This window comes from Mariluticola halotolerans (assembly GCF_021611515.1).
In the GTDB taxonomy this organism is placed as follows: domain Bacteria; phylum Pseudomonadota; class Alphaproteobacteria; order Rhizobiales; family Devosiaceae; genus Mariluticola; species Mariluticola halotolerans.
The window spans coordinates 1,358,201-1,383,444 of the sequence record NZ_CP090960.1 but is presented as its reverse complement, the minus strand read 5'-3'; the positions used below and the strand labels follow the sequence as shown (position 1 = coordinate 1,383,444).

Here is a 25,244-nt window from a genome sequence, read left to right as displayed (position 1 = left end):
GTTATGCGTGATGTTGTCGATTCTGGCTCTGGCAAGCAAAGCTTCGGTATTGCCTGCCCTCACAGCGACTTTACTGGCGTTGTGGTGGGACTTGCATGATGATAAACAACAGCGAAATCTGGTCTATCACCATGGAGAATAGGTGACTTACATGCGGCAAAAACGGTCTATTCACCCCTCACGGCGTCAAGTGATTCAGGGCATGACGATGTTGGGCGCGACCCTTGCCGTTCCGGCTGCCGCACGGGCGCAGGACTCCATTTTTGATACATTTGCCCGCAACAGGGTGCTGCGAAATACGGACCGCGAGGGCAATACAGTTGCAGCGCTGGACGCAATCGACACCGTGGAACCGATCCTTTCGGTGGATACCGCGCACAATCTCCAGCTGGCCATCATGCAGTATGAGCAGATTATGGCTGCAGGCGGCTGGGAACAGATGCCGCGCGACATTTTCGGCCTTGTGGCCGGTGTCGACCGCCGTTCGGTCAGCCGTTTGCGTGATCGACTGATCATGAGCGGCGATGTGCCCGCCGAGCAGCAAAGCAAGAAAGATATCTTTGACGAATATCTCGATGCCGGCTTGCGTCAGTTCCAGGCCCGTCACGGCCTGCTGGTTTCGGGCAAGGTCGATGCAGAAACCTTCTTCGCGCTCAATGTGCCCGCCGATTACCGTTTGCAGCAGCTGCGCCTCAATGCGATGCGGGTTGAAGCGATTTCCGCCGAACTGTCGGACCGCTATGTGGTGGTCAACATTCCCGCCGCCACAATTGAGGCTATCGATGCAGGTCTCGTTGCGCGTCGGCACACTGCTGTCGTCGGGCGTATCGACCGGCAGACGCCGATCCTGCATTCCAAGGTCCACGAGATCAATTTTAATCCCTATTGGCATGTGCCAAAGAGCATCATCCGTCGCGATCTCATCAAGTATATGAATGAGGATCCCAATTATCTCGCCAATTATCGCATCCGCATTTTTGACGGCGGCGGCAATGAATTGAGCCCGACCGATATCGATTGGTCGACCGACGACGCGGTGAACTACGCGTTCCGTCAGGATCCTGGTGGCGAGAACTCGATGGGTCACGTCAAGATCAACTTCTACAACAAGCACAATGTTTACCTGCATGACACGCCCACCAAGAGCCTGTTTGGTGAAAACCGTCGCTTCCACTCCTCGGGTTGCGTGCGCGTTGAGGATGTGGACGCGCTGGTCGCCTGGTTGTTGCGTGATAATGGCGATTGGGATGTGACGGGCGTTGAAGCCATGTTCAATTCGGGCGAACGCGTTGATGTTGCCATCAAGAACCCTGTGCCAATCCACACCACTTACATTTCGGCTTGGGCAAACCGTCAGGGTACCGTAAGCTTCCGTGAAGACGTTTATGAGTACGACAAGGCAGGCAAGGTCACCTTCGACGACGCCTGATAGGGGGCATGTTGAGCGGTAGCCAGAACATTGTGCCGGGCGAAGTCCTGTTTGAATTCACACGCGTCGGCCCGCAAATGCGGGTCGCTGCCATCCATGCGGCCACGGGCACCGAAGTCATTATCATAACCCCCGCCAATTCTCCCCGTCTGCAAATGCAGCAGGTCGCTTTGGCCAAGCTGAAACGCCGCATGGAACGTGAAAGCCAGGGCTGATACAAGCTTGGAATCTGCACACCCCTTGTGCTAAGCGATAAGGGCCCATTCACCAGATTTCCAACAGCAGCACAGGGACCGCCATGAGCGCCACTGCCTTCCCCGGTTTTTTCACGCAATCTGTAGCCGAAAGCGATCCAGAAATCGCCGATTCGATCGCTAAGGAACTCAAGCGCCAGCAGAGCGAAATTGAGCTGATTGCTTCTGAGAATATTGTATCAAAGGCGGTGCTTGAAGCGCAGGGCTCTGTGCTGACCAACAAATACGCCGAAGGTTATCCCGGGCGTCGCTATTATGGCGGTTGCCAATATGTCGATATCGCCGAAAGCCTTGCCATTGAGCGCGCCAAACAATTGTTCGGCTGCGACTTTGCCAATGTGCAGCCCAATTCCGGATCGCAGGCCAATCAGGGTGTCTATCAGGCACTGATTCAACCCGGTGATACCATTCTCGGCATGAGCCTGGATGCCGGTGGTCACCTGACCCACGGTGCGAAGCCCAACCAGTCCGGCAAGTGGTTCAATGCCATCCAGTATGGCGTCCGCAAGCAGGACGGCCGGGTCGATATGGATCAGGTGCGTTCGCTGGCCAAGGAACATCAGCCTAAAATGATTGTGGCGGGCTTCTCTGCCTACTCCCGCATCATGGACTGGGCCGAATTCCGCGCCATCGCAGACGAAGTAGGAGCCATCCTGTTTGTCGATATGGCTCATGTGGCCGGGCTTGTGGCCGGTGGTGTTTACCCCAGCCCGTTCCCCCACGCGCATGTCGCCACAACCACGACACATAAAACCCTGCGTGGCCCGCGCGGCGGCATGATCCTGACCAGCGATGAAGCGATCGCCAAGAAAATCAATTCAGCGATATTCCCCGGCATTCAGGGCGGGCCGCTGATGCATGTGATCGCGGCGAAGGCTGTGGCGTTCAAGGAAGCGCTGTCGCCGGAATTCAAGGACTATGCCAAGCAGGTTGTGGCCAATGCCAACACGCTTGCCGAAACCCTGATCAAGGGCGGCGTGGATATTGTCACCGGCGGTACCGACAATCACCTGATGCTTGTCGACCTGCGGCCCAAGGGCGTAACCGGCAAGGCAACAGAGCAGGCGCTGGAGCGGGCATTCATTACCTGCAACAAGAACGCTGTGCCTTTTGATCCGGAAAAGCCGGCCATCACCTCGGGCATCCGGGTAGGTACACCGGCTGCGACCTCACGCGGCTTCAAGGAAGCCGAGTTCCAGCAGGTGGGCGAGCTGATGGTTGAAGTGCTTGACGGTCTGGCCGCTAACGGTGAAGACAATAATGGCGCGGTAGAATCTGCGGTACGCGCGAAAGTTGAAGCGCTGACGGCATCCTTCCCGATCTACAGCTAATACGAAGGCCGACAAAGCAGATGCGCTGCCCTTATTGCGGAAATGACGATACCCAGGTCAAGGACAGTCGCCCCACAGAAGATTCGGCGGCCATTAGGCGCCGCCGTATCTGCAATGCGTGCGGGGGGCGGTTCACGACATTTGAACGTGTGCAATTGCGCGATCTGATCGTCGTCAAGAAATCGGGTCGGAAAGTGCCATTCGATCGCGAAAAACTGGCCCGCTCGGTCACCACTGCATTGCGCAAGCGCGCCGTGGAACCCGAGCGCGCCGAACGCATGATCTCCGGCGTCGTGCGCCAGCTGGAAAGCCTGGGCGATGTCGAAATCACCTCTGAGCAGATCGGCGAATTCGTCATGGAAGGCCTTAAAGGGCTTGATGATGTGGCGTTCGTTCGGTTCGCTTCAGTTTACAAAAACTTCTCTGCAGCCAATGATTTCCGGTCGTTTTTGACGGAATTGGGTGAAGCAGAGGAAATCAGCGCGTCCGAAGACGACGTATAGGCAAGGCAGAAGAAATCATGGCGAAAGATACTCCCACGGCTACGCCGTCGATCCGTCCTGCCAACAAGCGGGGTGCCGCGCGGCTGGCCGCCGTGCAGGCGCTTTATCAGATGGAAATCGGCAACGTTTCCCTGGAAGACACGCTTACCCAGTTTGCGGCCATTCATCTCGGCAAAGAGGTTGAAGGCGATGAATATCTGCCCGCTGACACCGATTTCTTCCGCCAGATTGTCGGCGGCGTGATCAAGGCGCAACTCGAGATTGATCCCTTGCTCGACAAAACCCTTGCCGAGGGTTGGCCCGTTGCCCGCATTGAGGCGACCATGCGCGCTATTCTCCGTGCCGCGGCATTTGAGCTCTTGAAGAAACCTGACATTCCGGTGAAAGTCGTCATCACTGAATATGTTGACGTAGCCAAGGCGTTTTTCGATGACGAGGCGGCAGGCATGGTCAACGGCGTTCTGGACACAATAGCAAAAAACAACGCGGCCCCGCGGCCCGAATAAGGCGCGGATCTCCCGATTTCCAGGGGAACAGCATGGCAACGACTTCGGAAATTGGTGCAGCCGCCCCAATGAAAAACATCGCCCTGCTTTCCGCCAGCCAGGCGATTGTTGGCTCACAACAGGCGCTTATCATGTCTGTTGGTGCGCTGGTGGGCGTCACCCTCGCGCCGGATCCTTCCCTTGCTACCGTGCCCACGACCGCCATGGTGCTCGGGCTCGCCATTTCTGCTGGCCCATCTGCGTTTCTTGTGCACCGCCTTGGGCGCAAACGCGCCTTTATTCTCGGTGCGTTGATTTCCATCCTCGCCGGGCTGCTGGCCGCCATGGCCATTATTGTCAGCTCATTCCCCTTGTTTTGCGTGGCGCTCGCCACAGGCGGCACGGCCGCAGCCTTTGGCCAGCAATATCGTTTTGCGGCGGCTGACAGTGTGCCGGCTGAGATGAAGGGAAAAGCCATATCCTGGGTGCTGGCCGGCGGGGTTGTCGCCGGCATTCTCGGACCCACGATGTCGCGCTGGGGCCGCGAATGGCTACCTGGTGCCGAATATGCCGGCTCATTCCTCGCCATGGCCGGCCTGGCGCTGATCGGTGTGGCCATTCTCACCCAGACCAATCTGGCGCGCGCGACGCTGAAAACCAATACGGCTACGCCACGCCGTTTCCGCGACATTGCCGGGTCGCCGGACGTTTTCGTGCCGGTTATTTCCGGCATGGCCAGCTATGGTCTGATGACCTTTGTCATGGTTGCCGCACCATTGGCGATGGTGGTGGTTTGCGGTCACTCCAAGGATGCGGCAACCACCGCTATCCAGTGGCATATCATTTCCATGTTTGCGCCGAGCTTTTTCACCGGCGCCATCATTGCCCGTATCGGTGCCCGTGCGACCACCGGCATTGGCCTCACATTGATTTTGGGCTGTTCGTTGATTGCACTGAACGGCACCAGTCTTTGGCATTTCGATCTGGCCTTGATTCTGCTGGGGCTGGGCTGGAATTTCGGCTTTATTGGTTCCACAACCTTGCTGGCCGCCGGTTACCGTCCGGAAGATGCGGCCCGTGTGCAGGCGTTGAACGAACAATTGGTGTTCGGTGTCATGGCCATCGCCTCAATCAGTTCCGGCCTGCTGCTGCAAAATCTGGGCTGGCAATCTATCAACGTGCTGGCCATTCCCATCGCCACCGGCGCGATTGCGCTTCTGGCGTGGGGCGATTGGCATGGGCGCAAGGTCGAACCGGCCGAATAGGGCGGGGCAAAGGCAAACTCAAGCCCGGAGCTGTGCGCTCATATCCCGCCGGGTCAATCTGTCGAACCATGAGGGACGGCAGGTCGTGCGCCAGCTATACCTCGACAAGCGCAGGATAAGGTCCATCGATGCACTCTGGTTGAGGGGAGGCGCATAAAACACCTCCACCAACCGATGATCAATCAGAACGAGGAGATGATCGATTCCACAAAGGTGCGATCTTCACCAAAGGACGGCGTGCGGCGGGTTTCAAGCGTAATCAGCTTGCCATCTTCCAGCCCGTAAACAGCCTTGTCCGTGACGCGACGGTTCTTGTCGAAATAGATCGCCAGCACCGTGCGCTGTTTGACCGTTTGCCAGCCAAAAGCGGTCTCTTCCACCTTGGTTTCGATATAATAGAAGGCTGTTTCGTCACCAAATGCGCCTTTGGTCTGCGGCGACCCCAGCACAGCAATCACGAGATCCTCGCTCTGGCCAGGACGAATCTGTTTCAGCGCGCTTTCGGAAAGTGCATAGCCCTGGGTGCGGGACGAGGTGAACCCACTGCAACCCGATAGCGTCAGGCCAATAACGGCGGCAGCGGCCAGGGGCAACAGGTGTCCACGAATATGACGCAATGACATGGAATTGACTTCTCCGCTCGCTCTCGACTATAGGCCCGCAATACCAACCGGCTCGCGACGATGTGTAGCCGCCAATGGGCCGTTCTGGCAAGTTGGCAATCCCGCGTCCTGCCGTTAGGTTGGGCATATCCGAACACAACGAGCAGCCGCAAGATGATTTGGCCATTCAAAAAAACATCCACCCCCGAGGGGCAGCTCTACGCCGTCTATAACGCCATTGTGGCGCAATCCCGGCAAACGCATTTCTATGCCGACTGGGCGGTGCCCGATACGGTCACCGGACGTTTTGACATGATCAGCCTGCATATGTGCGTTCTGTTTCGCCGTCTGCGCCCGGCACCAGGTGAAAGCAAGGATTTCGCACAGGACCTGTTCGACCTGTTTTTCAAGGACATGGACCGGTCCTTGCGCGAACTGGGGGTGAGCGATGTCGGTGTGCCGAAAAAAATCGAGAAAATGGGCAATCTTTTCTACGGTTTGCTGGAAAAAGTCACATTTTCCCTCGATTCTGATGATCAGTCTGGCTTGGCCGCAACCATCAACCGCAACGTCTTCGACGAAGGCAAGCCGGATGAAGCCGTCAAGCTGGCAGGCTATCTGTTTGAATTCGCCGCGGAACTCGACAAACAACCGCTTGCGGAAATCAAGGCCGGCAATCTGAAAGCTGGAGCCGCAGCATGAGCGCCAACAAAAAAGAAGCACCGATTGTGGACGCCGCCGTGCGCTTCGACAATCTTCCCGCAAGGGGGCGTGCGCTTGAGGTAAAATCCACACCGGAACAGCGCGCCCGGATGACGGAACGCCTCAATATCGAATCAGTTGAAGCGTTCTCGGCCCATCTCGACCTGTTGCCGATCCGTGGTGGCATTCAGGTAAAAGGGTATCTGGATGCAGAAATTACCCAGCTTTGTGTGGTCACGTTTGTGCCCGTTCACCAGAATATCCACGAAGAAATGCAGCGCATTTTCCTGCATGGCGACGAAAGCGGCGAGGTCGCAGCACCCGGCGTCGAAGTCTTTGTTGATCTGGAAGGTGATGATCTGCCGGACTATTTTGGCGGTCAGGAGGTCGATTTCACCGATTTTCTGATGGAACATCTGGCACTCGCCATCGATCCATACCCACGGGCACCGGATGCAGCATTGCCCGATATGGCGGCGGAAGCCCCCGAGGAGAGCACATCACCCTTTGCCAGCCTTAAACACCTAAAATCAACAAGGGATTGAGCCAGCCACGGTCCCGGTGTAGAGACAAGGTCAATGCCATGCACATGATTGGACTGGCGGGCAGCGGCCGCGCCGTTACCCAAACTGATAGGCGGAAATGAGCAGTACAATCAGGATTTCTGTGGACGCTATGGGCGGGGACAACGGCCCGCGTATCGTCCTTCATGGTGCGCAGCTCGCCTTGCGCGCGCATCCCGATATTGCATTCGTTTTCCATGGACAGCAGGACGTTCTTGCCCCCCTGCTGAAAGAATTCCCGCAGTTAAAGCCGGTTTCATCCATCAAGGATTGCGAAGTTGTCATCAGCATGGATGACAAACCCAGCCAGGCCCTGCGCAAGGGGCGGGACAGTTCATCCATGTGGTCGGCCATCCAGTCGGTCAAGGATGGCGACGCTGATATTGCGGTCTCTGGCGGCAATACCGGCGCGTTGATGGCCATGGCCACATTCTGCCTGCGACCGATGCAGGGCATTTCCCGCCCCGCCATCGCGGCGATCTGGCCAACCCTGCGTTCCGATATTATCGTGCTCGATGTAGGCGCAACCGTTGGGGGCGATGCCCAGCAATTGGTGGATTTCTCCATTCTCGGCGCGGCCATGGCCCGCGCGCTTTTGGGGCGCGACAAGCCCACGATTGGCCTGCTGAATGTGGGCACTGAAGAGGTCAAGGGTCTCGAGCCGGTCCGCGGCGCGGCCCGCATTCTCACCGAAGCCAGCGGCACCAACTTCGTTTATCACGGGTTCGTGGAAGGCGATGATCTGGGCAAGGGCACGGTCGACGTCGTCGTCACCGAAGGTTTTACCGGCAATATCGCGCTGAAAACAGCGGAAGGCACCGCCCGTCAGGTCGGCACCTATCTCCGCAATGCCCTGCGCGGCAGTTTCATGTCGCGTCTTGGCGCGCTATTGGCCTCCAAGGCGCTGAACACGTTGCGCACCCGTCTTGATCCGCGCACCGTCAATGGTGGTGTTTTCCTTGGCCTTAATGGCATAGTGATCAAAAGCCACGGCGGCACCGATGAAATCGGGTTCAACGCTGCTCTGGGTCTTGCCTATGAAATGGCGCGTTCGCGCTTGATCGACAAGATCAGTGAAGGGCTTGAACAGTTTCCGGCGGTGTCCGAAACCGCTTCAAAAATCGAAGAACCGGAGGCATAGCCGGCGTGACAAGTCTTAAATCCATAGTGCGCGGCACGGGTTCCTATTTGCCCGAACGCTTGTTGACCAATGATGATCTGGCCAAAATGGTCGATACCTCGGACGAGTGGATCGTTCAGCGCACCGGCATACGCCAGCGCCACGTCGCTGCTGAGGGTGAGTTCACCTCGGACCTTGCGGTAAAGGCCGCGCGTGAAGCGCTCGACGACGCCGGTTTCGATATTTCCGATATCGACCTGATCATTGTCGCCACCACCACCCCGGACATGACATTCCCGGCGACGGCAACCCTGGTGCAGCAGAAGATGGGCATGCATCACGGCGTCGCCTTCGATCTTCAGGCTGTTTGTTCCGGCTTCGTCTTCGCCGTTGCCACGGCCGATAATTACATCAAATCCGGCATGGCCAAGCGCGCCCTTGTGATTGGCGCTGAAACTTTTTCCCGTATTCTCGACTGGACCGACCGCACGACCTGTGTGCTTTTTGGTGATGGCGCGGGCGCGATAGTGCTCGAAGGCGTGGAAGGGGGAGAGGAGGGCATTCTCGCCTCGTCTCTGCGTTCTGACGGCGCCCACTGGCAGAAGCTTTATGTCGATGGCGGGGTATCCAGCACCCAAACCACCGGGCATGTACATATGGAAGGCCGCGAAGTCTTCAAGCATGCGGTTGGCATGATTTCCGATGTGGTTGAGAACGTTCTGGAATCTGCAGGTTACACTTGCGAAGATCTCGATTGGTTTATTCCACACCAGGCGAATAAACGCATCATTGACGCTGCAGGCCGAAAACTGGGTATTCCTGCTGAGAAAACCATTGTAACTGTTGATAGACACGCCAATACTTCGGCCGCGTCTGTTCCTTTGGCCCTTCGTGAGGCGGTGAAGGACGGACGTGTCAACAAGGGTGACCTGGTGATGATAGAAGCTATGGGTGGCGGGTTCACCTGGGGCGCTTCTCTTATTCGCTGGTAACATTCGTTGACCATCGATAGTTGAGGGCGTTAGTGTCCCCTGATGAGCTTTTGGCTCGGGGGAGCAGGGGCCCGGTTCTTGCCAATCGGGGAAATGAATGGCGCAAAAAACAGTTACACGAGCAGATCTTGCTGAAGCGGTTTATCAGTCAGTCGGACTGTCCAGAACCGAGTCAGCTGAATTGGTTGAGCGCGTGCTGGAATTGATCAGCGACGCACTGGTTGAAGGCGAGAACGTCAAGCTTTCTTCTTTCGGTTCATTCCAGGTTCGCTCGAAAAATCAACGAATTGGCCGAAATCCCAAAACGGGCGAAGAAGTGCCGATCCTGCCAAGGCAAGTCCTTGTGTTCAAACCGAGCAACGTGTTGAAAACCAAGATCAACAAATCTATGGTACGTGCTGGAAAATAAAGAAAATCTAGCAAGGGAATCAGGGTGGAAAAGTCACCGGATGCCTTCCGTACAATCTCCGAGGCCGCCGAAGAGCTGGATCTGCCTCAGCATGTCCTGCGTTTCTGGGAAACACGGTTTTCTCATATAAAGCCGCTCAAGCGCGGCGGGGGCCGTCGCTATTATCGGCCTGATGATGTCCTGCTTTTAAAGGGCATCCGTCACTTGCTCTATGATCGTGGTTTCACCATCAAGGGCGTCCAGAAAATTCTCAAGGATCAGGGTGTTCGTCAGGTCATTGCCATTGGCCAGACCGGTGCGATTGAACCCGTCGCAGTTGCCGACCCCGATTCCGAACTTGTTGCATTGCCCTTCGGTGCCGGCGAAGAATCCGGCCTGTCCAAGGAAGATTACGATCGCTTGGCAGGCGTCATGAAGGAACTTCTGGAGCTTAAACGCATCCTTGATCGTTCCCGTGAAGGGGCCTGATCAGCGCAAAACGCACCCCGTCTGCGCGATCCCCGCACATTTTTTCCCTTGCGCTAAGGCCCAGACTCACCAAAACTCTTGATTGTTATCAACAATTGAAAGGAGGTGATCCAATGTCTAATGAGATTTCCGTGAAATCTAAGGGCCTTGGAGTTGTGCGGGTTTTGATGGAGCAGCCTTCGTTTTAACCCATCCTCCTTCGGACCTGTTCGGGCCCGATAGGTTTCGCGAACTCATGAGGGCCATCCGTCTGGATGGCCCTTTTGTTTATCCCCGATTGTCCGGGCAGCGTTGATTTTCCGCCGCTTCCCCTTCGGAAATGTATGGGCGTTATTCACTTATCGCGAATTGGGCTTCAGTGATCGTCGCGCTAGGATATGGCGTTGCCAAAGCGCTGGCAGCGGCAACTGATAACAAGGGACAAGGCCGATGAACCAGAAAGACAAAGCCATTTCGCCAGCCGCAGGGGCGGTGAATGGCAGCTTGCGCGCAGTCCTCCGGCTGGAAGGCCTTTCGGTCATGATCGCGGCCGCATCGGCCTATTTCATCCTCGGGGGCAATCCCTGGCTCTTTGTCCTGCTGTTTTTCGCGCCGGATATCAGCTTCGCCGCCTATGCGATCAATGCCAGAGTGGGTGCAGCGGTTTACAATACGCTCCACAGTTACATCTTGCCCGTGCTCTTGGGCGGCGCGGGCTGGCTTTTGGGCATCAACCTGCTTTGGCAATTAGCCCTCGTTCTGGCAGCCCATGCCGGCTTCGACCGGAGCCTCGGCTATGGCCTGAAATACGCATCCGCTTTCAACCACACACATCTGGGTGCCATCGGCAGGCGGGTTTGACATTAGGCAAGTCACCGACCACCCAGCCCTTATTTGGCGGCTTCCACGGCGAGGTCGGCCATCTTCATGATTGCCTCGCGCGAATTGGCCACGGCGATAAAGCGCGCGTTGTGGCAGAACTTGGCGCCTTTGACGCCGCTTGCTTCTTCCAGCGCGCTGTCACTCAGACCAGCCCATGCAGCGGGCAGGTCGGCGCGTTGGTCAAAGGTGTCATTCGACAGCTTGATGCCGTTCAGCGTCCAGTCCGTGCCGCGCGGGTTGACCACGAACAGCATGTGATCAGCCCCCGCATTATCAAGTACAGAGCGGTAGGGCATACCCATGGGGAGTTCGAGGATCGGCGATGGGCCTGCCTTGGCGATAGCCTCCAAAACGATGCTTTGCGCACGCGCCTTTGCCGCAAGGTTGCGGATCGCGGCTTCAACAAAGCTGCGCGCAATGGGTAACGCGGCCAAAAATGCGTCGTCATCTGCCGTGGGCGACGGGTCGTCAAACTGAGGTTTCAGGCTACCCAAAAGGGCAGGCAAAGTCATAGCCGACAGCGGTCCGGCGATGGAAGGCTCCATCGCCCCATTATCCAAAAGGTCGATCGGCAGCACAAATTTTGTGTCAAAAGCTGAATGAATCGCGTCGATGTCATGGGCCGGCACGTCCATTGCCGCCAGATAGGCCCGGCCATAATGGGCCCAGACCAGACCAAAAGAACTGAATGGCTGCTCGTCTTCCCGCAAGGGATTGGGCCGCTGATGATGGTCAAAAATCTGCGCTTCGGCATCATAATCGCCGCCAACATCAAAGATGATCCTGTCGGCCGCTGGCACGAGCCATTGCCGGTCGCGGGTGCGCTTCAGCTCGGCCTGCGGAAAAAGGCTTGTGAGTATGACAGAGGACAATAGCTCGTCTGCGTGAAAGCCCCCGGAATGGGTGACAAGATAATTGATGGTCATGGGGGTGCGGTCTCACAAATCAAAAGCCAGCCAACGTGGCCGCTCACATGGGGGTACAGGCCCGGTCTTCACAGCGAATGGTCGCCAGATCAACAGTTTTATTCGAACCCGGCAAAATCGCCTTCAATGATGTCGCCTGTCACCGGCCCCAGAATGTCGGGCTGATCAAGACAAGAACCGTCAAAATTTCAAGGCGGCCCAGAAGCATGGCGATGATCATGATCCATTTGGCGGCGTCCGACAGCGACGAGAAATTGCCCGCCGGCCCGATAATGTCACCAAGACCCGGGCCCACATTGGTCAAGGCCGTCAAAGCCCCGGTAAATGAGGTGAGCAGATCAAGGCCGGTGGCGCTGAGCGCTATGGTCGAGAACAGCAAAAGCCCCAGAAATGCAGCAGTAAACAAGGCAACGGAGCGGATGGTGTAACTCGATACCTCCACATCGCCATACCGCACGGTGAAGATGCCGTGGGGATAAACCAGTTCCTTGAGCGCCGACCGGAAGCTTTGGAAAAGGATAATCAGCCGGTAGGTTTTGATGCCGCCTGAGGTCGAACCTGCGGCACCACCGAGAAAGGTCGCCAGCAGAAAGATGCTGACCGCCAAAGGCCCCCACAAGGTGTAATCCTGCGATGCAAACCCGGTGGTGGTCACAATCGAGGTGATATTGAAGGCGGCCGCCACAAACATGTCGAGAGCGGCGTCGTCGGTATGCGCGATCGCTGAAAGCGCAACGACCAGCGACAGAACGGCCAGAATGCTAAGCAAAACGGGTATCTGGAGCTCGAATGCATCCTTGGGATTGCCGGTCACAGCGGCCTTGAGCAGCGCGATGAAGGGCAGGGCGCCTGCTATCATGAATACGGTGCTGACCAGCAGCGTGGCATTGCCATAAGCCCCCATCGAGGCGTCATGGGTTGAAAATCCGCCCGTGGAAATCGTCGTCATCGCGTGATTTACGGCGTCAAACAACGACATGCCTGTGGCAACATAGGCTAATATACAGGCAAGTGTCAGCCCAACATAAAGGCTTACAAGGGCCCCCGAAAACTCGCCAAATCGCGAAAATGGATTGTCGGTCTGCAACGAGGATTCCATGCGGTAGATATGCATGCCACCCACCCGGAGGAAGGGCAGCAGCAGCAAGCCCATGGCAATAATGCCAAGGCCGCCAAACCACTGCATCAGCGAGCGCCACAGCAAAATACCCGGCGGCATTGCATCGAGACCGGACAGAATGGTGCCGCCGGTCGCTGTCAGGCCCGAGACCGATTCAAACATTGCATCGGTAAAGGACAACCCCTCGGCTGACAGCAGCAGCGGCACAGCCCCGACCAGGGAGCCGGTGGCCCATACCCCGTTCACCAGCAAAAACCCGAAACGCAATGAGAAGGGGGGTATCTCCCGGCGGGTCGCGGCAATCAACAGCACCCCGGCGGTGCCCACAAACACAAAGGCGGCCAGAAACGACTGCCAGTCGTCATTGCCCACCAGCAGGTCCGCCATCATCGGAATCAGCATGAATATGGAAAGAAACAGGCCAAAAGACCCGCAGACATAAGCTGTTGCCAAATACACTTCGCTCGGTCTCCTTAGGGCCTGCGCCGGGCGCACAATGGCCCAGCAGGCCCCCTTACGCAAGCGCACAGATATGCCCTTTTCTCAGCTATTTCGCCGGAGGCAGATCATGGACGGCGCACGACAACTGTTACGCGGCTTTTGGCACAATTCCAGTCCCTGCCTGCGGGCCCGACAGAATTATATACCCTGTTTTGTCGCTTTTGTGCGCTTTCTCCCAAATCAGACCTTGCCATTAAAGCACCCATTATATAGGGATTTGCGCCAGTCGGGGCGTAGCGCAGCCTGGTAGCGCATCTGTCTGGGGGACAGAGGGTCGTCGGTTCAAATCCGGCCGCTCCGACCATTCAACCAAATCGAACCGCGTGCCCCACACGCGTGCAAGCGTGCCCGGATGGGCCGGTCTCTGGAGCCGCTCTTGACGCCCGAGCAGATTGAAAGCCGTTTGAATCTGTGGCCGGGACTGGATGGCGGCACGGCGACGCTGATCAACCTCTCCGAGAACCATACCTTTCGCATAGATACACCCGATGGCCGCGCCCATATCCTCAGGGTCCATCGCCCCGGTTATCACACGCGCCAGGGGATAGAGAGCGAACTGGCCTGGCTGGATGCGCTTTACCGCGATGCCGGCCTGCCTACCATCACCAGTATTCCCGGCAAAAACGGCAACGCGCTGCAATATGTCCATTTTCCGGAAACGGGCATTGCCACTTTTGCTGTCCTGTTCGCTTTTGAAGAGGGCCAGAATGCTGAAGAGCTTGATGATCTGGTGCCGCTGTTTGCCGATCTCGGCCGACTTTCAGCGATTTGCCACCGCCACGCAGAGGCTTGGCAGCCACCGGCTTTTTTCAAGCGCCCTGTCTGGGATGACAATGCCATCCTCAATCCGGATGGGCCTTGGGGAAATTGGCGGGAAACATCGGGTGTTACCCCCGAAATTCTAACCCTTTTGACCCGTCTGGAACGCCGCCTGCGCGATGATCTGGCCGCTTATGGCCGGGAGAAGCAACGCTTCGGCCTCATCCACGCTGATATGCGCCTTGCCAACCTGCTGGTGCATAAAGGGGAGACACGGCTGATCGATTTTGATGATTGCGGGTTTGGATGGTTCGCCTACGATTTCGCCGCCGCCTTGTCCTTTTTCGAGGATGATCCGCGCGTGCCCGAACTCAAGGCGACCTGGCTCGAAGCCTATCGCAAGGAGCGGACGTTCTCGGCCGTCGATGAGGCGGCATTGGATACCAACCTGCTATTGCGGCGCATGGCGTTGCTGGCCTGGATCGGCTCGCATGCAGAAACCAGTCTGGCGCAGTCCTGCCAGCCTGACTTTGCTGAGAACACGGCCAAAATGGCTGAAGTCTATCTGACGGCTAGATAAGGGCCGGGCGCCCCTCTCGCTTCTGTAGTGGCGATACGCGCCAATATCCCCCTGTGACGCCCCAGATCATGCCGACAATCAGGAAGTAGTGCCGCCAGTGATCGGTATCGATGATCGCCGATTCCGCAACCAGTGGGATATAGGTGGCGATCAACGGTATGATTAAAAGCCGGTTGGGCGACTTCACCCCCAAAGCTTTCAATCCCCGCCATAGCGTCATCAGCACCAGCACCCAGTAAACCAGCCCGCCGCCCCAGCCATAGGCATGCAGCACATTGACGTAAGTATTATGTGGCTGCTCGGTAATGCGCAGCTTGTTGAACTCCCGCGGTCCCAATCCCAGCGGATTTTCCAGCGCCAGCTCAAACGCATAGCCCTGACGGCCAAACCGGCCTGTATCACCGGTATCATAGCTTTGCTCAAAGCTGGCCCTGGTCGCGAACAGGTCGGCAACTGCCGGAATGCTGAGCAGCCCGGCGAGGGAAATCACCATAAGCACAGTCCCACCCAAGGCGAGAACAAGCATACGCACTTTCTGCCGGTCATTGGCCTCCAGCACGAAATTGAGAAAGAAGGTGATCATGGCCGAAATCAGGATATAGCCCCAGGCCGCGCGCGAGAACGTAACGAACACGCCGACAAACAGAATGCCGAACAACACTGCACCCCAAACGGCCCTGAACTGGCTGCCCAAAAGCACCCGCTGCAGCGCAAACATGGCTGGTAACATGAGAAACGGCCCGAACACATTGGGGTCCTGAAATGTCGCTTTGGCACGGCCATAAAGCAAAAACAGGTCGCGCCCCGGCATCAGGCCAAGATAGGCAAGTATGCCCAAAGCCGCTGTTAGCAGGCCTGCCGCCAGATAACCGCGCATGATGACCCGCGTCCGTTCGAACGGCGCATCGGCCACATAATTGGCCACAAAATACGAGGTGAGCATCAAAAAGACGGTCACCAATGTGTAGATCAGCGCATCGGAAACTTCAGAATATTTCACCTGAAACACGGCAATCAGGGCAAATGGCACGAAGGCCACCAGCAACATGAACAGTTTCAGCGTATGGCGATAAACGCCCACCCGCGTCATCAGCGCCACGGGCAGCACCAAGAGGAACATCACCTCATAGGGCGAGGGCTCCATGAACACAAAGCCGCCGGCGAATATCCAGATGGCGACGAGCCAGTGCAGGCCGGATTGGGCCATGGTGCGCAAAAACTCGAGGCCGGGCATGGAACTGCCCGCCGTTCGCAACCCGCCCGCCATGTCGACACCGGCGCTCAATAGGCGTTCTCTTGTTTGCTGACCAGTGAGATCGGCGTCATGAACACGATGTAGAAATCGAGAAATGGCGACCAATTCTCAATGTAGTAAAGGTCGTAGTTCACGCGCTGCAAAATCTTGTCGACGGTATCCGTCTCTCCGCGCCAGCCATGAATTTGTGCCCAGCCGGTCATGCCGGGCTTGACCCGGTGCCGCGCAAAATAGCCGTCCACAGCTTCATTATAGAGCTTGTTGGCCGCCTTGGCCTGCAGCGCATGCGGGCGGGGGCCCACAATGGAGATCTGGTTCTTCAACACGTTGAACAATTGCGGCAACTCATCAATCGAGGTGCGGCGAATGAACCGTCCGACGCGGGTAACCCGCGGGTCGTCCTTTGTTACCAGTTTGGCTGCCGCTGCATCCGACATGTCGGTATACATCGACCGGAATTTGTATATCTCGATCAGTTCATTGTTAAAGCCGTGGCGCTTTTGCCGGAACAGCACCGGGCCCTTGCTTTCCAGCTTGATGGCGATGGCCGTAATGATCATGATCGGCGACAGCAAAATGATCGCGATCAGCGCAATCGTTTTGTCGAACACCCATTTGAACACCAGGTCCCAATCTGAAATCGGCCGGTCTGCCATGTCGAACACCGGCACGTCACCGATATAGGAATAGGTGTTCGACTTGAATTTCAGCTTGCTCATATGGGCGCTCAACCGGATATCGACCGGCAAGACCCAAAGCTCCTTGAGCATTTGCAACACCCGGGTTTCGGCTGAGAGCGGCATTGAAACGATCACGAGGTCAACCGGGGTGCGGCGCGCAAACTCAATCAAATCGCCCACATTGCCAAGTTTTGGGCACCCCGCGACTTCATCAGGCGAACGCTCATCCACCCGGTCGTCAAACAGGCCGTAAAGTTCAATGTCCGTCCCGGCACCTGAACGAATGGCATCAATCAGGGCTGCAGAATCTGCGCCGCCGCCGACAATCACGGTCCGTCGCTTGAGCTTGCCGATCCGCGTCCAGCGCGCCACAAGCGCCATCAGGCTGAGGCGGAATGCAACCAGCGCCAGGGCACCCGAAATATACCAGGCCACCAGCCATGCACGGGAAATCATTTCGCCGGCCTTGAACAGAAAGGCTGCCAGCACGATCATTGCAAACACGGCGGACCATGCCGCCAGCACCCGGCCAACCTGCTGATAGCTGCTGCGATAGGCGCTGATATGGTGTGTTTTGGAAAAGTTGAACAGGATATTCGAGGCCAGCACTGCGGCGAGAATGATCAGGGCATAAAAGCCAAAATTCTCGTGAGGCAGATAGAGCGAATATATAACAATGCCGATCACGCCGAGTAACAGCGCCTCCGCCACTTGGGCCAGCCCGCTGACGATGACGGTCGATAGCGTGCGCTCGCTCGGGCGGGCGATAATGGCTTCTGCGAGGTCTGAGAGCTTTCTGCCGCGAGACCGTCTGCGTCGTCCCTGCGCGACGTGATCCAGAACAGCCTGTTTGGGGTCTAAGCGAAACATAATACGTCCTAAAATTCGAAACTGCGGACCATTAAGCGCCTAAGGAGTGAAAATGCGGTGAAAGCAACGCGTTAACGTTGAGAAAAGGCCTCACGGTAAAGCGTCTCGATATGTGTGGTCATGCGCTCCAGGGAAAAGCTCGACCGTACATGTTGCAGGCGCTGGTGCATCTCCGCCTTCGCCGCCGCCTCATCGTCGAGATAGTGCTGCAACGCATGTTGCAGGACCTCCACATTGCCCGGCCGCACCAGCGCCCCGGCCGTTGGGCCGAATATCTCGCCAATACCGCCGACATCGGTTGCAATAACCGGTTTCGCCGCCGCCGCCGCTTCAAGAACAATATAGGGCAGGGATTCCGCCAGCGACGGCACCACAATGCAGCGTGCCTGCGAGAAAACCTCCCGCGCGGGCCTGACACCGACCAGCGTTACCCGTTCACCGAGCCCCAGTTTCCCGATCATTGCCACAACGTCATCGCGCTGAGGTCCGTCACCGGCCACCACCAAAGTGGCGGGGCGGCCATCGGCGTGTGCAACCGGGGCGAGTGCCTCAAGCAGCAACAAAATACCCTTGAGGTCGCGCAATTCACCGACAAAGCCAAAGTCCCGCGCTTCGGGCCGCGCGGGTACCGGTACAAATTCCGCTTCCGCCAGCCCGTTATGGATCACCGGTGCCGGGCAGGGGGGCGTCTTGATCCGCGCGCTATAGCTTTGGCGGGCAAACTGGCTTTCGAACACAATGGCGTCTGTCTGGCCGAGCAGCAGGTTTTCAATCTGCAAAAACATTTTGCCTGCCAGCCTGTCCTGATCGAAATGCAATACCCCGCCATGCGGCGTATAAATCGCCACCTGCTTTCGGCTGCCCATCCGGGCCAGCCGGGCATGAAACCCGCCTTTGGCGCCATGTCCGTGCAGCACATCGATATTATATTGCCGCGCCAATCGTTTAAGTCTGAAGGGAACCGTTAGGTCAGACGCGCCGAGCAGACGCGGTATCGGCATTTTGTGCACACCAAGCGCTAAATGAGGGGCGAGCATATCCAGTCGTGCAGCGGTCTGTGCGTCGCTGAGGCTGTTATCCATCACAAGGCCGAGTTCATGACCACGGGCGGCAAGGGCGGTGGAAAGATCGATGACGTGGCGGTAAAGACCGCCGATCGGTGAGCGCAGGACCTGCAATATCCGCAAGGGGCGGCCCGGCATGTCTAGAGCCAGCGGTCGAGAACGACGATTGTGTCGCCCGGGTAGATCGGGAAATCGAGCGCAACGCTGCCCTTCACCATTTCCCCGCCTTGGCGGCGATAGACGAGAGCGCGGCTCCGGTCCGCCGTCTCGGAATAGCCACCCGCGGTGCTGATCGCTGCCCGTACGGTCATGCCGTAAACATAGGGGAATTGCCCGCTATTGGCGACTTCACCCTGAATGAAGAAGGGGCGGTATTCAGCAATTTCCACCGCCACATTGGGACTGCGCATGAAGCCATCGGCAAGCGCCACGGCAATCCGTGATGCCGCCTGTTGCGTTGTCACGCCACGGGCAGGGACAGGGCCGACAAGAGGCAGGGCGATTGAGCCGGTATCATCAAGTCGATAGGTGTCGCTCAGCGTTTCGTCGCCATAAACCGTCACCCGTACGGCATCACCCGTATCGAGTGTATACGGTCCCTTGGTTTCCACCAGGTAGGTAGCGCCACGGGTGTTGACCGCGCAGGCAGCGACAGGAATCAGCAGTGCCAAAATGACAATGAAACGCAATACTTGCATGAGATAACCAATACGCCTTCGTGGAAGCCTATTGGTGGCAGGCTATGGTTAAAAATCTCCTTAGAATCGCGATTGAGTGGCAGGTTTCCGCACATTTTAACGGATTGCTTACCACGTGAGGCGATAACAGAAGCCTGCTTTCAGGTATTGGAATGGTGGCCTCAAAACCCATGGACGACGTTAAAATGGATATGGGGGCGATGGTGGCGGCTATTGCCTCGCGGTGGTTGCGTATCATCCTTGTGACATTGCTGTTGCTGGTCGTTACCTACGGGGTGCTACAGTTTGTGCCCAAGCAGTACACATCCTCTGCCGGCATTCTGGTGGAGTCGCGCCAGAATGCTTACACGCGGGCCACAAATGAGGCGCAGCCCACCAGCAATGTCGCCGACGATACGGCGATTTCCAGCCAGGTTGAGTTGATCAAGTCGCGCGGCACGCTGATGCAGGTCATCGACACCGAGAACCTGCGGGATGTGCCGGAACTGAACGGGGCCAAATCTTCCCCGCTCGGCATTGTCTTCCGCCTTCTTGGCCGCACCCCGTCGGCATCCGGTTTGGACGCCATCGTTCTCGCCAATGTCGCCGAGCGCCTGCGCGTGGTGCGTGAGCGGGATTCGCGCATTATCTCTATCGAGTTTGAATCAACTGATCCGGAGCTGGCGGCCCGTGTGGCCAATGCGGTTGCCAATATTTATGTGCAGCGCCGCACAGATCTTTCCCTGTCAGACACCGCCGATGCAGGCGCCTGGCTGCTGACTGAAATCAGTCAGCTGCGCACCAAGGTCGCCGAAGCAGAATCCAAGGTTGCCGCCTACCGGGTCGAGAATGATCTGTTTACCGGCAATAACGAAACCAGCCTGCTCGACCAGCAGCTCTCCAGTACCGCCAGCCAGATTTCTGCCGCCCAGGAGCGCAAGAACAGCGCCCAGACAAAAGCCAATCTCATTCGTGGCCTGCTGAAAGCCGGTCAGCCGATCGATAGCGTGCCCGACGTGCGTCAGTCGGTTGTGGTGCAGCAATTATCCGAAGAGAAGGCACGGCTGCAGGGCGAACGCGCGCAGCGGCTCTCCACCCTTTTGCCCAACCATCCCGATATCAAGGCCTATACCGCCCAGATCGACGAAATCGACAAGCAGATAAAGGTCGAAGGACGCCAGGTTGCGGAAACGCTCGAAGCTGAAGCCCGTATCGAGGCCGATGTCGAAACCTCATTGCGCGAAGAACTGGCACGGCTCAAGGTTGGTGCCTCGACCGCAACACGCGATACCGTCAGCCTCAACGAGCTGGAACGTGAGGCCAAGGCCCAGCGCGACCTGCTTGAAACCTATCTCTTGCGTTATCGTGATGCGGCATCTCGCACTGAAAGCGGGTCGGCGCTGCCTGACGTGCGGGTCATTTCATTTGCCGTTGCGGCTATCAGCCCGTCATCCCCCAAAACGACGCTGATTATGGGGGCGGTCCTGTTCGTCTCTGTGATGCTGCAACTGGGCCAAATTCTCTTTGCCGAGCTGATTTCAGGCCGCGCCTTGGTGGTGCCTGCGGAGCGGGAGCCGTCAAGACGCGCTGAACGTCGAGATGAGGACCTCCCGCCGCCGGTCGATTTGGACGATGATGTATCAGCCGAACCTCCTGTGCTAGCGAGCGCTGCTGCCGAGGCGGAGATGCCGCAATATGTGGCACCCGAATGGGTCGAGGAAGTCCCGGCCGCCCCAGCGCCAAGACCGGCCCAACCCAATCCTGAGGATTTGGTCGAGCGTGTCGCGGGGCAGGGCGCCAAGCTTGTGCTGGTTGGCGCACTCACCAGTCCGGAAGACGCGCGCGCCATGATCGAAAGCCTCTCTGCCGGCCTTCTGGCCCGTGGCCTGAGCGCGGTCGAAATCGATGCCGGCAGCCGGCGTTTGACCACTGATCTGGGTATTTCTGACCTTTGCGCGGGCACCGCCGGTTTTGGCGACGTCGTGCATCGCGGCCAGCGGACCGATTTCGCCCTGGTACCCTGGGGACAACATCCCAAAATCGACTTTGGTTCCCGCCGTTGCCTTGTCCTGGTGGATGCTTTGGCCGATATTTTTGAACTGGTTCTTGTTGATACAGGTCGGGTCGGCTTGTCGTCGGCACTGCCAGCTTTTGTTGGCCGCGATAGCCTTGTGCTGCTCGTGGCTGACGAAGAGACCAGCCTTGCCGATATTGACAAGGCAAACGCCGATATTCAGTCCATAGGTTTTGATCATATTGAAGTAATTAATCTCAAGGCGATCCAGACAAGGGTTGCCTGACGGAGCGTAGATCGCGGCAATGAACAATCTGAAATACCGGGCGATAGGCGCGGCCTTTGACTTTCTGTCTTTGTCCCGGATCCCGCGCCTCATACGCCGGTTTGATCATTGCAAGGGTTTGATCTTCACCCTGCACCGGGTTTTGCCCGATACCCCGGCCCGTTTTGCACCCAACAGCATCCTGCAAATCACCCCGGATTTTCTCGATACTTTTCTCGACCGTGCCAAATCCTTTGGTTTCGATCTGGTCTCGCTTGATGAAGCCTTGAACCGGGTCGCGTCAGCCACACCCGTCCGCCCGTTTATTACCCTGACCTTTGATGATGCCTATCGGGATAATCTGACGCACGCATTGCCCGTGCTCAGAAAGCATGACTGCCCCTTCACGCTTTATGTGCCCACGGCGTTCATTGATGGCGAAGGTGAAATCTGGTGGCAGGCGCTTGAAGATATCATCGCCAAAAATGATACGATCCTGCTGGGTACCCGTCACCCGGACGGGCGCGTGGAAACGGCCAGTCTCGAACAGAAAACGCAGGTATTCAAAGACATATACTGGCAAATGCGCACCATGCCGGAACCGGAACGGGTCGCCTTTATCCGCGATCTGGCGCTGGATCATGACTATGATCTTTACGCGCAATGCCGCCACCTGATCATGAACTGGAAAGAGCTCGACACGTTCGTGCGCGAGCCGCTCTGTACCATCGGCGCCCACACGGTGCGGCATTACGAGCTTGCCAAATTACCCGAAGCAGAAGCCCGGCGCGAAATTGCCAATTCAATCAGCATGCTCGCAACAAAAACCGGCACCGAGCCGCGCCACCTCTCATACCCGATAGGGGCAAGTCGTTCGGCCGCCCAGCGCGAGTTCACCCTTGCCGCGGAGCTGGGGCTGCGCTCGGCGGTCACTACACGGCCCGGTGGGCTCTATGCCGCCCACAATACCAGTTTGCATTCCCTGCCGCGCGTTTCGCTCAATGGAAACTACCAGAAGGCGCGTTATGTGGATGTATTCCTGACGGGCGCGCTTTTCTCGCTCATGGGCGCCCGCGGATAGCGGTATTTGCGCCAGCTTGCCGCCCAAAGCCAGAAAACCTGCCTATTTTACTCAATTAATTCTTTTTCCATATAAATATAGCTCAATAGCCTTGGGAACTGACTTTATTCTTTTTTGAATATTGTCATGAGGACGCGAGGAATGAAATGTCGGCAAGGTCCACTAAGGAACTTCCGGGGCTAATACCACTTTTTCTATCAGTGTGTGTTGTCACGGTCGGGGCATATTTCGTCTGCAACACTGCAATGACGCAGATTTTACGGGTCAATACGGAAAGCAAAGCGCGCCTTTGGTCCGAGAATATTGTGCGGGTTGCGCCGGCCATCGAGGACGTTGTTCTCGGTCGTGCCAGCCTTGATCTGGGCACGCAGGCGACATTGCGCCGTCATGTGCCTGGCTCAATTCATCACTACAGGATTTTTGACAATTCCGGTCGTTTGCGGTGGGATTCACGCGATTATTCGCCAATAACCAAGCCTTTGGATGTGGCTGAGATTGATGCCGAAGCATCCAGCGTTTTGGCCGAAAACCAAAACGTCTTCCATTTGCGGGAATTTGCTCAGGCTGAAGAGACCGTGCGCCTGTCGGTGGCCATGATCCCGCTGGACTATAGAAACCGGACAATCGGGGTGCTCGAAGTCGCTGTCGACACGAGTGCACAATGGGCCGCTCTCAGCACCATACTTTTTCAGGTGCTCGCGCAAATCCTGGGCCTTGTTTTTGTGGCCTTTCTGTTGCCCGGCATTCTCTATCTTCGGCGGTCCGGACAACTTGAATTCCTGGCCGGCCGGCTGCACCGCAACGAAGAATACGATGAATTGACCGGTACATTAAACCGGGCGGCCTTCAGCCGCGTGCTGGAGCGTGAACTGGGCGCAGCCAGCGAAAGGGGCATGTCGGTGGCCGTGCACCTCATTGACCTCGACAGGTTTCAGATTGTCAATGACACAAGGGGGCACGCGGTTGGGGACGCCTTGCTGAAAATGGCATCGGACCGGTTGCACAAGCTGTTCGGTATCAGGGAGCGCCTCGCGCGTTTGGGGGGTGATGAGTTCGCGATCTGTCAGCCCCATTTTCGCAATACCGACGACGCGGTCGACAGCCTCGCAAAGGATGTGGTGCGCGCCATGTCCAAGCCATTCCGTATTGGGGATGATGAAATCCAGATTGGAGCCTCGCTCGGCCATGCCCGTTCGCCCGCTGATGGCAAGACCGCCAGCGAGCTGTTCCGCGCCGCCGATATCGCGCTGTCAGAAGCCAAGGCCCAGGGGCGGGGGCGTTCTGTTGCGTTTGATATGGCAATGGAAGTCGAGCGCCAGGCCCGTCAGGATATTGAACAGCGTTTGCGCCATGCCCTGAGCACTGATGGCTTCGAGCTCAATTTTCAGCCCTTCTACGAGATCAGCACCGGTGACCTGCGCGGGTTCGAGGCCCTGTTGCGTCTTAGCGATAAAGAGGGCATGCCGATTTCACCGGATTTGTTCATTCCGGTTGCCGAGGATATCGGCCTGATCGGGGAAATTGGTGCTTGGGTATTGCAGGAATCCTGTCGTACGGCCAGCGAATGGCCAGAGCATCTTGTGGTGTCCGTCAACCTGTCACCGGCACAGTTCAACAGTCATGATATGCCCGAACTGGTGCGGGATACCCTCAAAAAGACCGGCATGGATGCGCGCCGGTTGGAGCTTGAGGTCACCGAAAGCCTGTTGATTGCCGATACCGACAAGATTCTCAAAGAATTGCGCAAGCTAAAGAAAATGGGTGTTTCCATTGCGCTCGATGATTTTGGCACGGGCTATTCGAGTCTTAGCTATCTGTGGTTGTTTCCGTTCGACAAGCTCAAGGTCGACAAGACCTTTATGTCAGACTTGGCCGAGGTCGGCTCCAAGTCGCGCGAAATTCTCTCGACCATTGTCGCGCTCGGCAAGGTGCTTGATCTCAAGATCACCGCGGAAGGGGTGGAAACAGAAGTGCAGGCGGAAGTGCTGCGGTCACTCGATTGTGACCTGGTTCAGGGCTTCCATTATGGCCGCCCGATGCGGCTTGCCGATGTTGCGGCAACCTTGCTCAAATCCATTGAAATGACACGTCCCGCCGCCCGCAAGCAGCGCGCCTGAAGCGCCGGGTCACCAGACAGCGCGACCGGGCCTAGCTCCGGTCGGTCATGTTCGCATCGGGCCGTGCCATCCATCTGATGATCGCCATTGCGGGCAGGGTCCATCCCATCCCCGCAACGGCAAAATAGACAAGCAATGCCCATGTGGGCAGCGCATCGAGCACATAATCATAGATCAGTACCGCCAATATCGCATAGACGATGATTGAGCCGGGCAAAATGAACGCGCCGGCGAGTTTGCGTTGGCTCTGTGTCATCATGATCCCCGTTTGCTGCGTCAATGCGGCAGTTGCCTTGTCACTGGCACCCCATTACCACTCGGTTCCGGAATGACAAATCAGAAACCGGAATA

At 57.2% G+C, this 25,244-nt stretch carries 25 protein-coding genes and 1 tRNA gene; 18 read left to right on the top strand and 8 right to left on the bottom strand.

Annotation, left to right across the window (positions count from 1 at the left end; all coding sequences use genetic code 11):
- The first annotated feature begins 202 nt into the window (after positions 1–202).
- From L1P08_RS06640 to L1P08_RS06615, 6 genes are all read left to right on the top strand, one after another.
- Complete coding sequence (locus tag L1P08_RS06640; protein ID WP_303619214.1) at positions 203–1,429, top strand: L,D-transpeptidase family protein; 1,227 nt, start codon at positions 203–205, stop codon at positions 1,427–1,429.
- A gap of 8 nt (positions 1,430–1,437) precedes the next feature.
- A complete protein-coding gene (locus L1P08_RS06635; protein WP_303619213.1) occupies positions 1,438–1,644 on the top strand; it encodes a DUF6898 family protein in 207 nt (68 codons plus the stop codon).
- An 83-nt stretch (positions 1,645–1,727) separates the two neighbouring features.
- Positions 1,728–3,014, top strand: a complete 1,287-nt coding sequence (glyA, locus tag L1P08_RS06630; RefSeq protein WP_303619212.1) for a serine hydroxymethyltransferase — start codon at positions 1,728–1,730, stop codon at positions 3,012–3,014.
- A gap of 20 nt (positions 3,015–3,034) precedes the next feature.
- On the top strand, positions 3,035–3,517 hold the full coding sequence (gene nrdR / locus L1P08_RS06625; RefSeq protein WP_303619211.1) for a transcriptional regulator NrdR: 483 nt from the start codon (positions 3,035–3,037) through the stop codon (positions 3,515–3,517).
- 17 nt (positions 3,518–3,534) lie between these two features.
- Entirely contained in the window at positions 3,535–4,023 is a 489-nt protein-coding gene (gene nusB / locus L1P08_RS06620) for a transcription antitermination factor NusB (RefSeq protein WP_303619210.1), read from the top strand.
- Between the two features lie 32 nt (positions 4,024–4,055).
- On the top strand, positions 4,056–5,267 hold the full coding sequence (locus tag L1P08_RS06615) for an MFS transporter (RefSeq protein WP_303619209.1): 1,212 nt from the start codon (positions 4,056–4,058) through the stop codon (positions 5,265–5,267).
- Positions 5,268–5,449: 182 nt separating this feature from the next.
- Here L1P08_RS06615 and L1P08_RS06610 read toward each other — a convergent pair whose 3' ends face one another.
- Positions 5,450–5,890, bottom strand: a complete 441-nt coding sequence (locus L1P08_RS06610; RefSeq protein WP_303619208.1) for an outer membrane protein assembly factor BamE — start codon at positions 5,888–5,890, stop codon at positions 5,450–5,452.
- A 153-nt stretch (positions 5,891–6,043) separates the two neighbouring features.
- Here L1P08_RS06610 and L1P08_RS06605 point away from each other — a divergent pair, with 153 nt between their 5' ends.
- The 7 genes from L1P08_RS06605 (at position 6,044) to L1P08_RS06575 (ending at position 10,963) form a co-directional block, all read left to right on the top strand.
- Positions 6,044–6,571 (top strand): ubiquinol-cytochrome C chaperone family protein, encoded by a 528-nt coding sequence (locus L1P08_RS06605; RefSeq protein ID WP_303619207.1) that lies wholly within the window; start codon positions 6,044–6,046, stop codon positions 6,569–6,571.
- Positions 6,568–7,116: a YceD family protein gene (locus tag L1P08_RS06600; RefSeq protein ID WP_303619206.1), complete on the top strand. Its 549-nt coding sequence runs from the start codon at positions 6,568–6,570 to the stop codon at positions 7,114–7,116. Before L1P08_RS06605 ends, L1P08_RS06600 begins: the two co-directional genes overlap by 4 nt.
- Before the next feature lie 97 nt (positions 7,117–7,213).
- Entirely contained in the window at positions 7,214–8,275 is a 1,062-nt protein-coding gene (gene plsX, locus L1P08_RS06595; protein WP_303619205.1) for a phosphate acyltransferase PlsX, read from the top strand.
- A 5-nt stretch (positions 8,276–8,280) separates the two neighbouring features.
- A complete protein-coding gene (locus L1P08_RS06590) occupies positions 8,281–9,246 on the top strand; it encodes a beta-ketoacyl-ACP synthase III (protein ID WP_303619204.1) in 966 nt (321 codons plus the stop codon).
- A 97-nt stretch (positions 9,247–9,343) separates the two neighbouring features.
- Positions 9,344–9,655: an integration host factor subunit alpha gene (locus tag L1P08_RS06585; protein WP_303619203.1), complete on the top strand. Its 312-nt coding sequence runs from the start codon at positions 9,344–9,346 to the stop codon at positions 9,653–9,655.
- Positions 9,656–9,679: 24 nt separating this feature from the next.
- Positions 9,680–10,123 carry a MerR family transcriptional regulator gene (locus L1P08_RS06580; protein WP_303619202.1) on the top strand — a complete coding sequence of 148 codons (444 nt, stop codon included), beginning with the start codon at positions 9,680–9,682 and terminating at the stop codon, positions 10,121–10,123.
- 429 nt (positions 10,124–10,552) lie between these two features.
- Positions 10,553–10,963, top strand: coding sequence for a DUF4260 domain-containing protein (locus L1P08_RS06575; RefSeq protein ID WP_303619201.1), 411 nt, complete (start codon positions 10,553–10,555; stop codon positions 10,961–10,963).
- Positions 10,964–10,992: 29 nt separating this feature from the next.
- On the opposite strand, the gene L1P08_RS06570 is transcribed toward L1P08_RS06575, so the two are convergent.
- A complete protein-coding gene (locus L1P08_RS06570) occupies positions 10,993–11,910 on the bottom strand; it encodes an MYG1 family protein (protein WP_303619200.1) in 918 nt (305 codons plus the stop codon).
- A 139-nt stretch (positions 11,911–12,049) separates the two neighbouring features.
- Positions 12,050–13,489 (bottom strand): TrkH family potassium uptake protein, encoded by a 1,440-nt coding sequence (locus L1P08_RS06565; RefSeq protein ID WP_303619199.1) that lies wholly within the window; start codon positions 13,487–13,489, stop codon positions 12,050–12,052.
- Between the two features lie 269 nt (positions 13,490–13,758).
- On the opposite strand from L1P08_RS06565, the gene L1P08_RS06560 reads away from it, so the two are divergent.
- Positions 13,759–13,835 (top strand) — tRNA-Pro (locus L1P08_RS06560).
- 48 nt (positions 13,836–13,883) lie between these two features.
- Positions 13,884–14,870, top strand: a complete 987-nt coding sequence (locus tag L1P08_RS06555; protein ID WP_303619198.1) for a phosphotransferase enzyme family protein — start codon at positions 13,884–13,886, stop codon at positions 14,868–14,870.
- Here L1P08_RS06555 and L1P08_RS06550 read toward each other — a convergent pair.
- The 4 genes from L1P08_RS06550 to L1P08_RS06535 form a co-directional block, all read right to left on the bottom strand.
- A complete protein-coding gene (locus tag L1P08_RS06550; RefSeq protein WP_303619197.1) occupies positions 14,863–16,155 on the bottom strand; it encodes an O-antigen ligase family protein in 1,293 nt (430 codons plus the stop codon). The two genes, L1P08_RS06555 and L1P08_RS06550, sit on opposite strands and share 8 nt — an antisense overlap.
- On the bottom strand, positions 16,152–17,675 hold the full coding sequence (locus tag L1P08_RS06545) for an undecaprenyl-phosphate glucose phosphotransferase (RefSeq protein WP_303619196.1): 1,524 nt from the start codon (positions 17,673–17,675) through the stop codon (positions 16,152–16,154). Before L1P08_RS06545 ends, L1P08_RS06550 begins: the two co-directional genes overlap by 4 nt.
- Before the next feature lie 71 nt (positions 17,676–17,746).
- Positions 17,747–18,877, bottom strand: a complete 1,131-nt coding sequence (locus L1P08_RS06540) for a glycosyltransferase family 4 protein (RefSeq protein ID WP_303619195.1) — start codon at positions 18,875–18,877, stop codon at positions 17,747–17,749.
- 2 nt (positions 18,878–18,879) lie between these two features.
- Positions 18,880–19,437 carry a polysaccharide biosynthesis/export family protein gene (locus L1P08_RS06535; protein ID WP_303619194.1) on the bottom strand — a complete coding sequence of 186 codons (558 nt, stop codon included), beginning with the start codon at positions 19,435–19,437 and terminating at the stop codon, positions 18,880–18,882.
- 170 nt (positions 19,438–19,607) lie between these two features.
- On the opposite strand from L1P08_RS06535, the gene L1P08_RS06530 reads away from it, so the two are divergent.
- The 3 genes from L1P08_RS06530 (at position 19,608) to L1P08_RS06520 (ending at position 24,893) form a co-directional block, all read left to right on the top strand.
- Positions 19,608–21,716 (top strand): GumC family protein, encoded by a 2,109-nt coding sequence (locus L1P08_RS06530; RefSeq protein ID WP_303619193.1) that lies wholly within the window; start codon positions 19,608–19,610, stop codon positions 21,714–21,716.
- Between the two features lie 19 nt (positions 21,717–21,735).
- A complete protein-coding gene (locus L1P08_RS06525) occupies positions 21,736–22,776 on the top strand; it encodes a polysaccharide deacetylase family protein (RefSeq protein ID WP_303619192.1) in 1,041 nt (346 codons plus the stop codon).
- Between the two features lie 245 nt (positions 22,777–23,021).
- Positions 23,022–24,893 (top strand): putative bifunctional diguanylate cyclase/phosphodiesterase, encoded by a 1,872-nt coding sequence (locus L1P08_RS06520; protein ID WP_303619191.1) that lies wholly within the window; start codon positions 23,022–23,024, stop codon positions 24,891–24,893.
- A 31-nt stretch (positions 24,894–24,924) separates the two neighbouring features.
- Here L1P08_RS06520 and L1P08_RS06515 read toward each other — a convergent pair whose 3' ends face one another.
- Positions 24,925–25,149 carry a DUF2842 domain-containing protein gene (locus tag L1P08_RS06515; protein ID WP_303619190.1) on the bottom strand — a complete coding sequence of 75 codons (225 nt, stop codon included), beginning with the start codon at positions 25,147–25,149 and terminating at the stop codon, positions 24,925–24,927.
- Positions 25,150–25,244 lie beyond the last annotated feature (95 nt).

Excerpts from the sequence above, each read along its gene's own strand:
- L1P08_RS06640 (WP_303619214.1), top strand. The coding sequence starts at position 203 with ATGACGATGTTGGGCGCGACCCTTGCCGTTCCGGCTGCCGCACGGGCG.
- L1P08_RS06635 (WP_303619213.1), top strand. The coding sequence starts at position 1,438 with ATGTTGAGCGGTAGCCAGAACATTGTGCCGGGCGAAGTCCTGTTTGAA.
- glyA (WP_303619212.1), top strand. The coding sequence starts at position 1,728 with ATGAGCGCCACTGCCTTCCCCGGTTTTTTCACGCAATCTGTAGCCGAA.
- nrdR (WP_303619211.1), top strand. The coding sequence starts at position 3,035 with ATGCGCTGCCCTTATTGCGGAAATGACGATACCCAGGTCAAGGACAGT.
- nusB (WP_303619210.1), top strand. The coding sequence starts at position 3,535 with ATGGCGAAAGATACTCCCACGGCTACGCCGTCGATCCGTCCTGCCAAC.
- L1P08_RS06615 (WP_303619209.1), top strand. The coding sequence starts at position 4,056 with ATGGCAACGACTTCGGAAATTGGTGCAGCCGCCCCAATGAAAAACATC.
- L1P08_RS06610 (WP_303619208.1), bottom strand. The coding sequence starts at position 5,890 with ATGTCATTGCGTCATATTCGTGGACACCTGTTGCCCCTGGCCGCTGCC.
- L1P08_RS06605 (WP_303619207.1), top strand. The coding sequence starts at position 6,044 with ATGATTTGGCCATTCAAAAAAACATCCACCCCCGAGGGGCAGCTCTAC.
- L1P08_RS06600 (WP_303619206.1), top strand. The coding sequence starts at position 6,568 with ATGAGCGCCAACAAAAAAGAAGCACCGATTGTGGACGCCGCCGTGCGC.
- plsX (WP_303619205.1), top strand. The coding sequence starts at position 7,214 with ATGAGCAGTACAATCAGGATTTCTGTGGACGCTATGGGCGGGGACAAC.
- L1P08_RS06585 (WP_303619203.1), top strand. The coding sequence starts at position 9,344 with ATGGCGCAAAAAACAGTTACACGAGCAGATCTTGCTGAAGCGGTTTAT.
- L1P08_RS06575 (WP_303619201.1), top strand. The coding sequence starts at position 10,553 with ATGAACCAGAAAGACAAAGCCATTTCGCCAGCCGCAGGGGCGGTGAAT.
- L1P08_RS06570 (WP_303619200.1), bottom strand. The coding sequence starts at position 11,910 with ATGACCATCAATTATCTTGTCACCCATTCCGGGGGCTTTCACGCAGAC.
- L1P08_RS06555 (WP_303619198.1), top strand. The coding sequence starts at position 13,884 with ATGGGCCGGTCTCTGGAGCCGCTCTTGACGCCCGAGCAGATTGAAAGC.
- L1P08_RS06545 (WP_303619196.1), bottom strand. The coding sequence starts at position 17,675 with ATGTTTCGCTTAGACCCCAAACAGGCTGTTCTGGATCACGTCGCGCAG.
- L1P08_RS06540 (WP_303619195.1), bottom strand. The coding sequence starts at position 18,877 with ATGCCGGGCCGCCCCTTGCGGATATTGCAGGTCCTGCGCTCACCGATC.
- L1P08_RS06535 (WP_303619194.1), bottom strand. The coding sequence starts at position 19,437 with ATGCAAGTATTGCGTTTCATTGTCATTTTGGCACTGCTGATTCCTGTC.
- L1P08_RS06530 (WP_303619193.1), top strand. The coding sequence starts at position 19,608 with ATGGACGACGTTAAAATGGATATGGGGGCGATGGTGGCGGCTATTGCC.
- L1P08_RS06525 (WP_303619192.1), top strand. The coding sequence starts at position 21,736 with ATGAACAATCTGAAATACCGGGCGATAGGCGCGGCCTTTGACTTTCTG.
- L1P08_RS06520 (WP_303619191.1), top strand. The coding sequence starts at position 23,022 with ATGACGCAGATTTTACGGGTCAATACGGAAAGCAAAGCGCGCCTTTGG.
- L1P08_RS06515 (WP_303619190.1), bottom strand. The coding sequence starts at position 25,149 with ATGACACAGAGCCAACGCAAACTCGCCGGCGCGTTCATTTTGCCCGGC.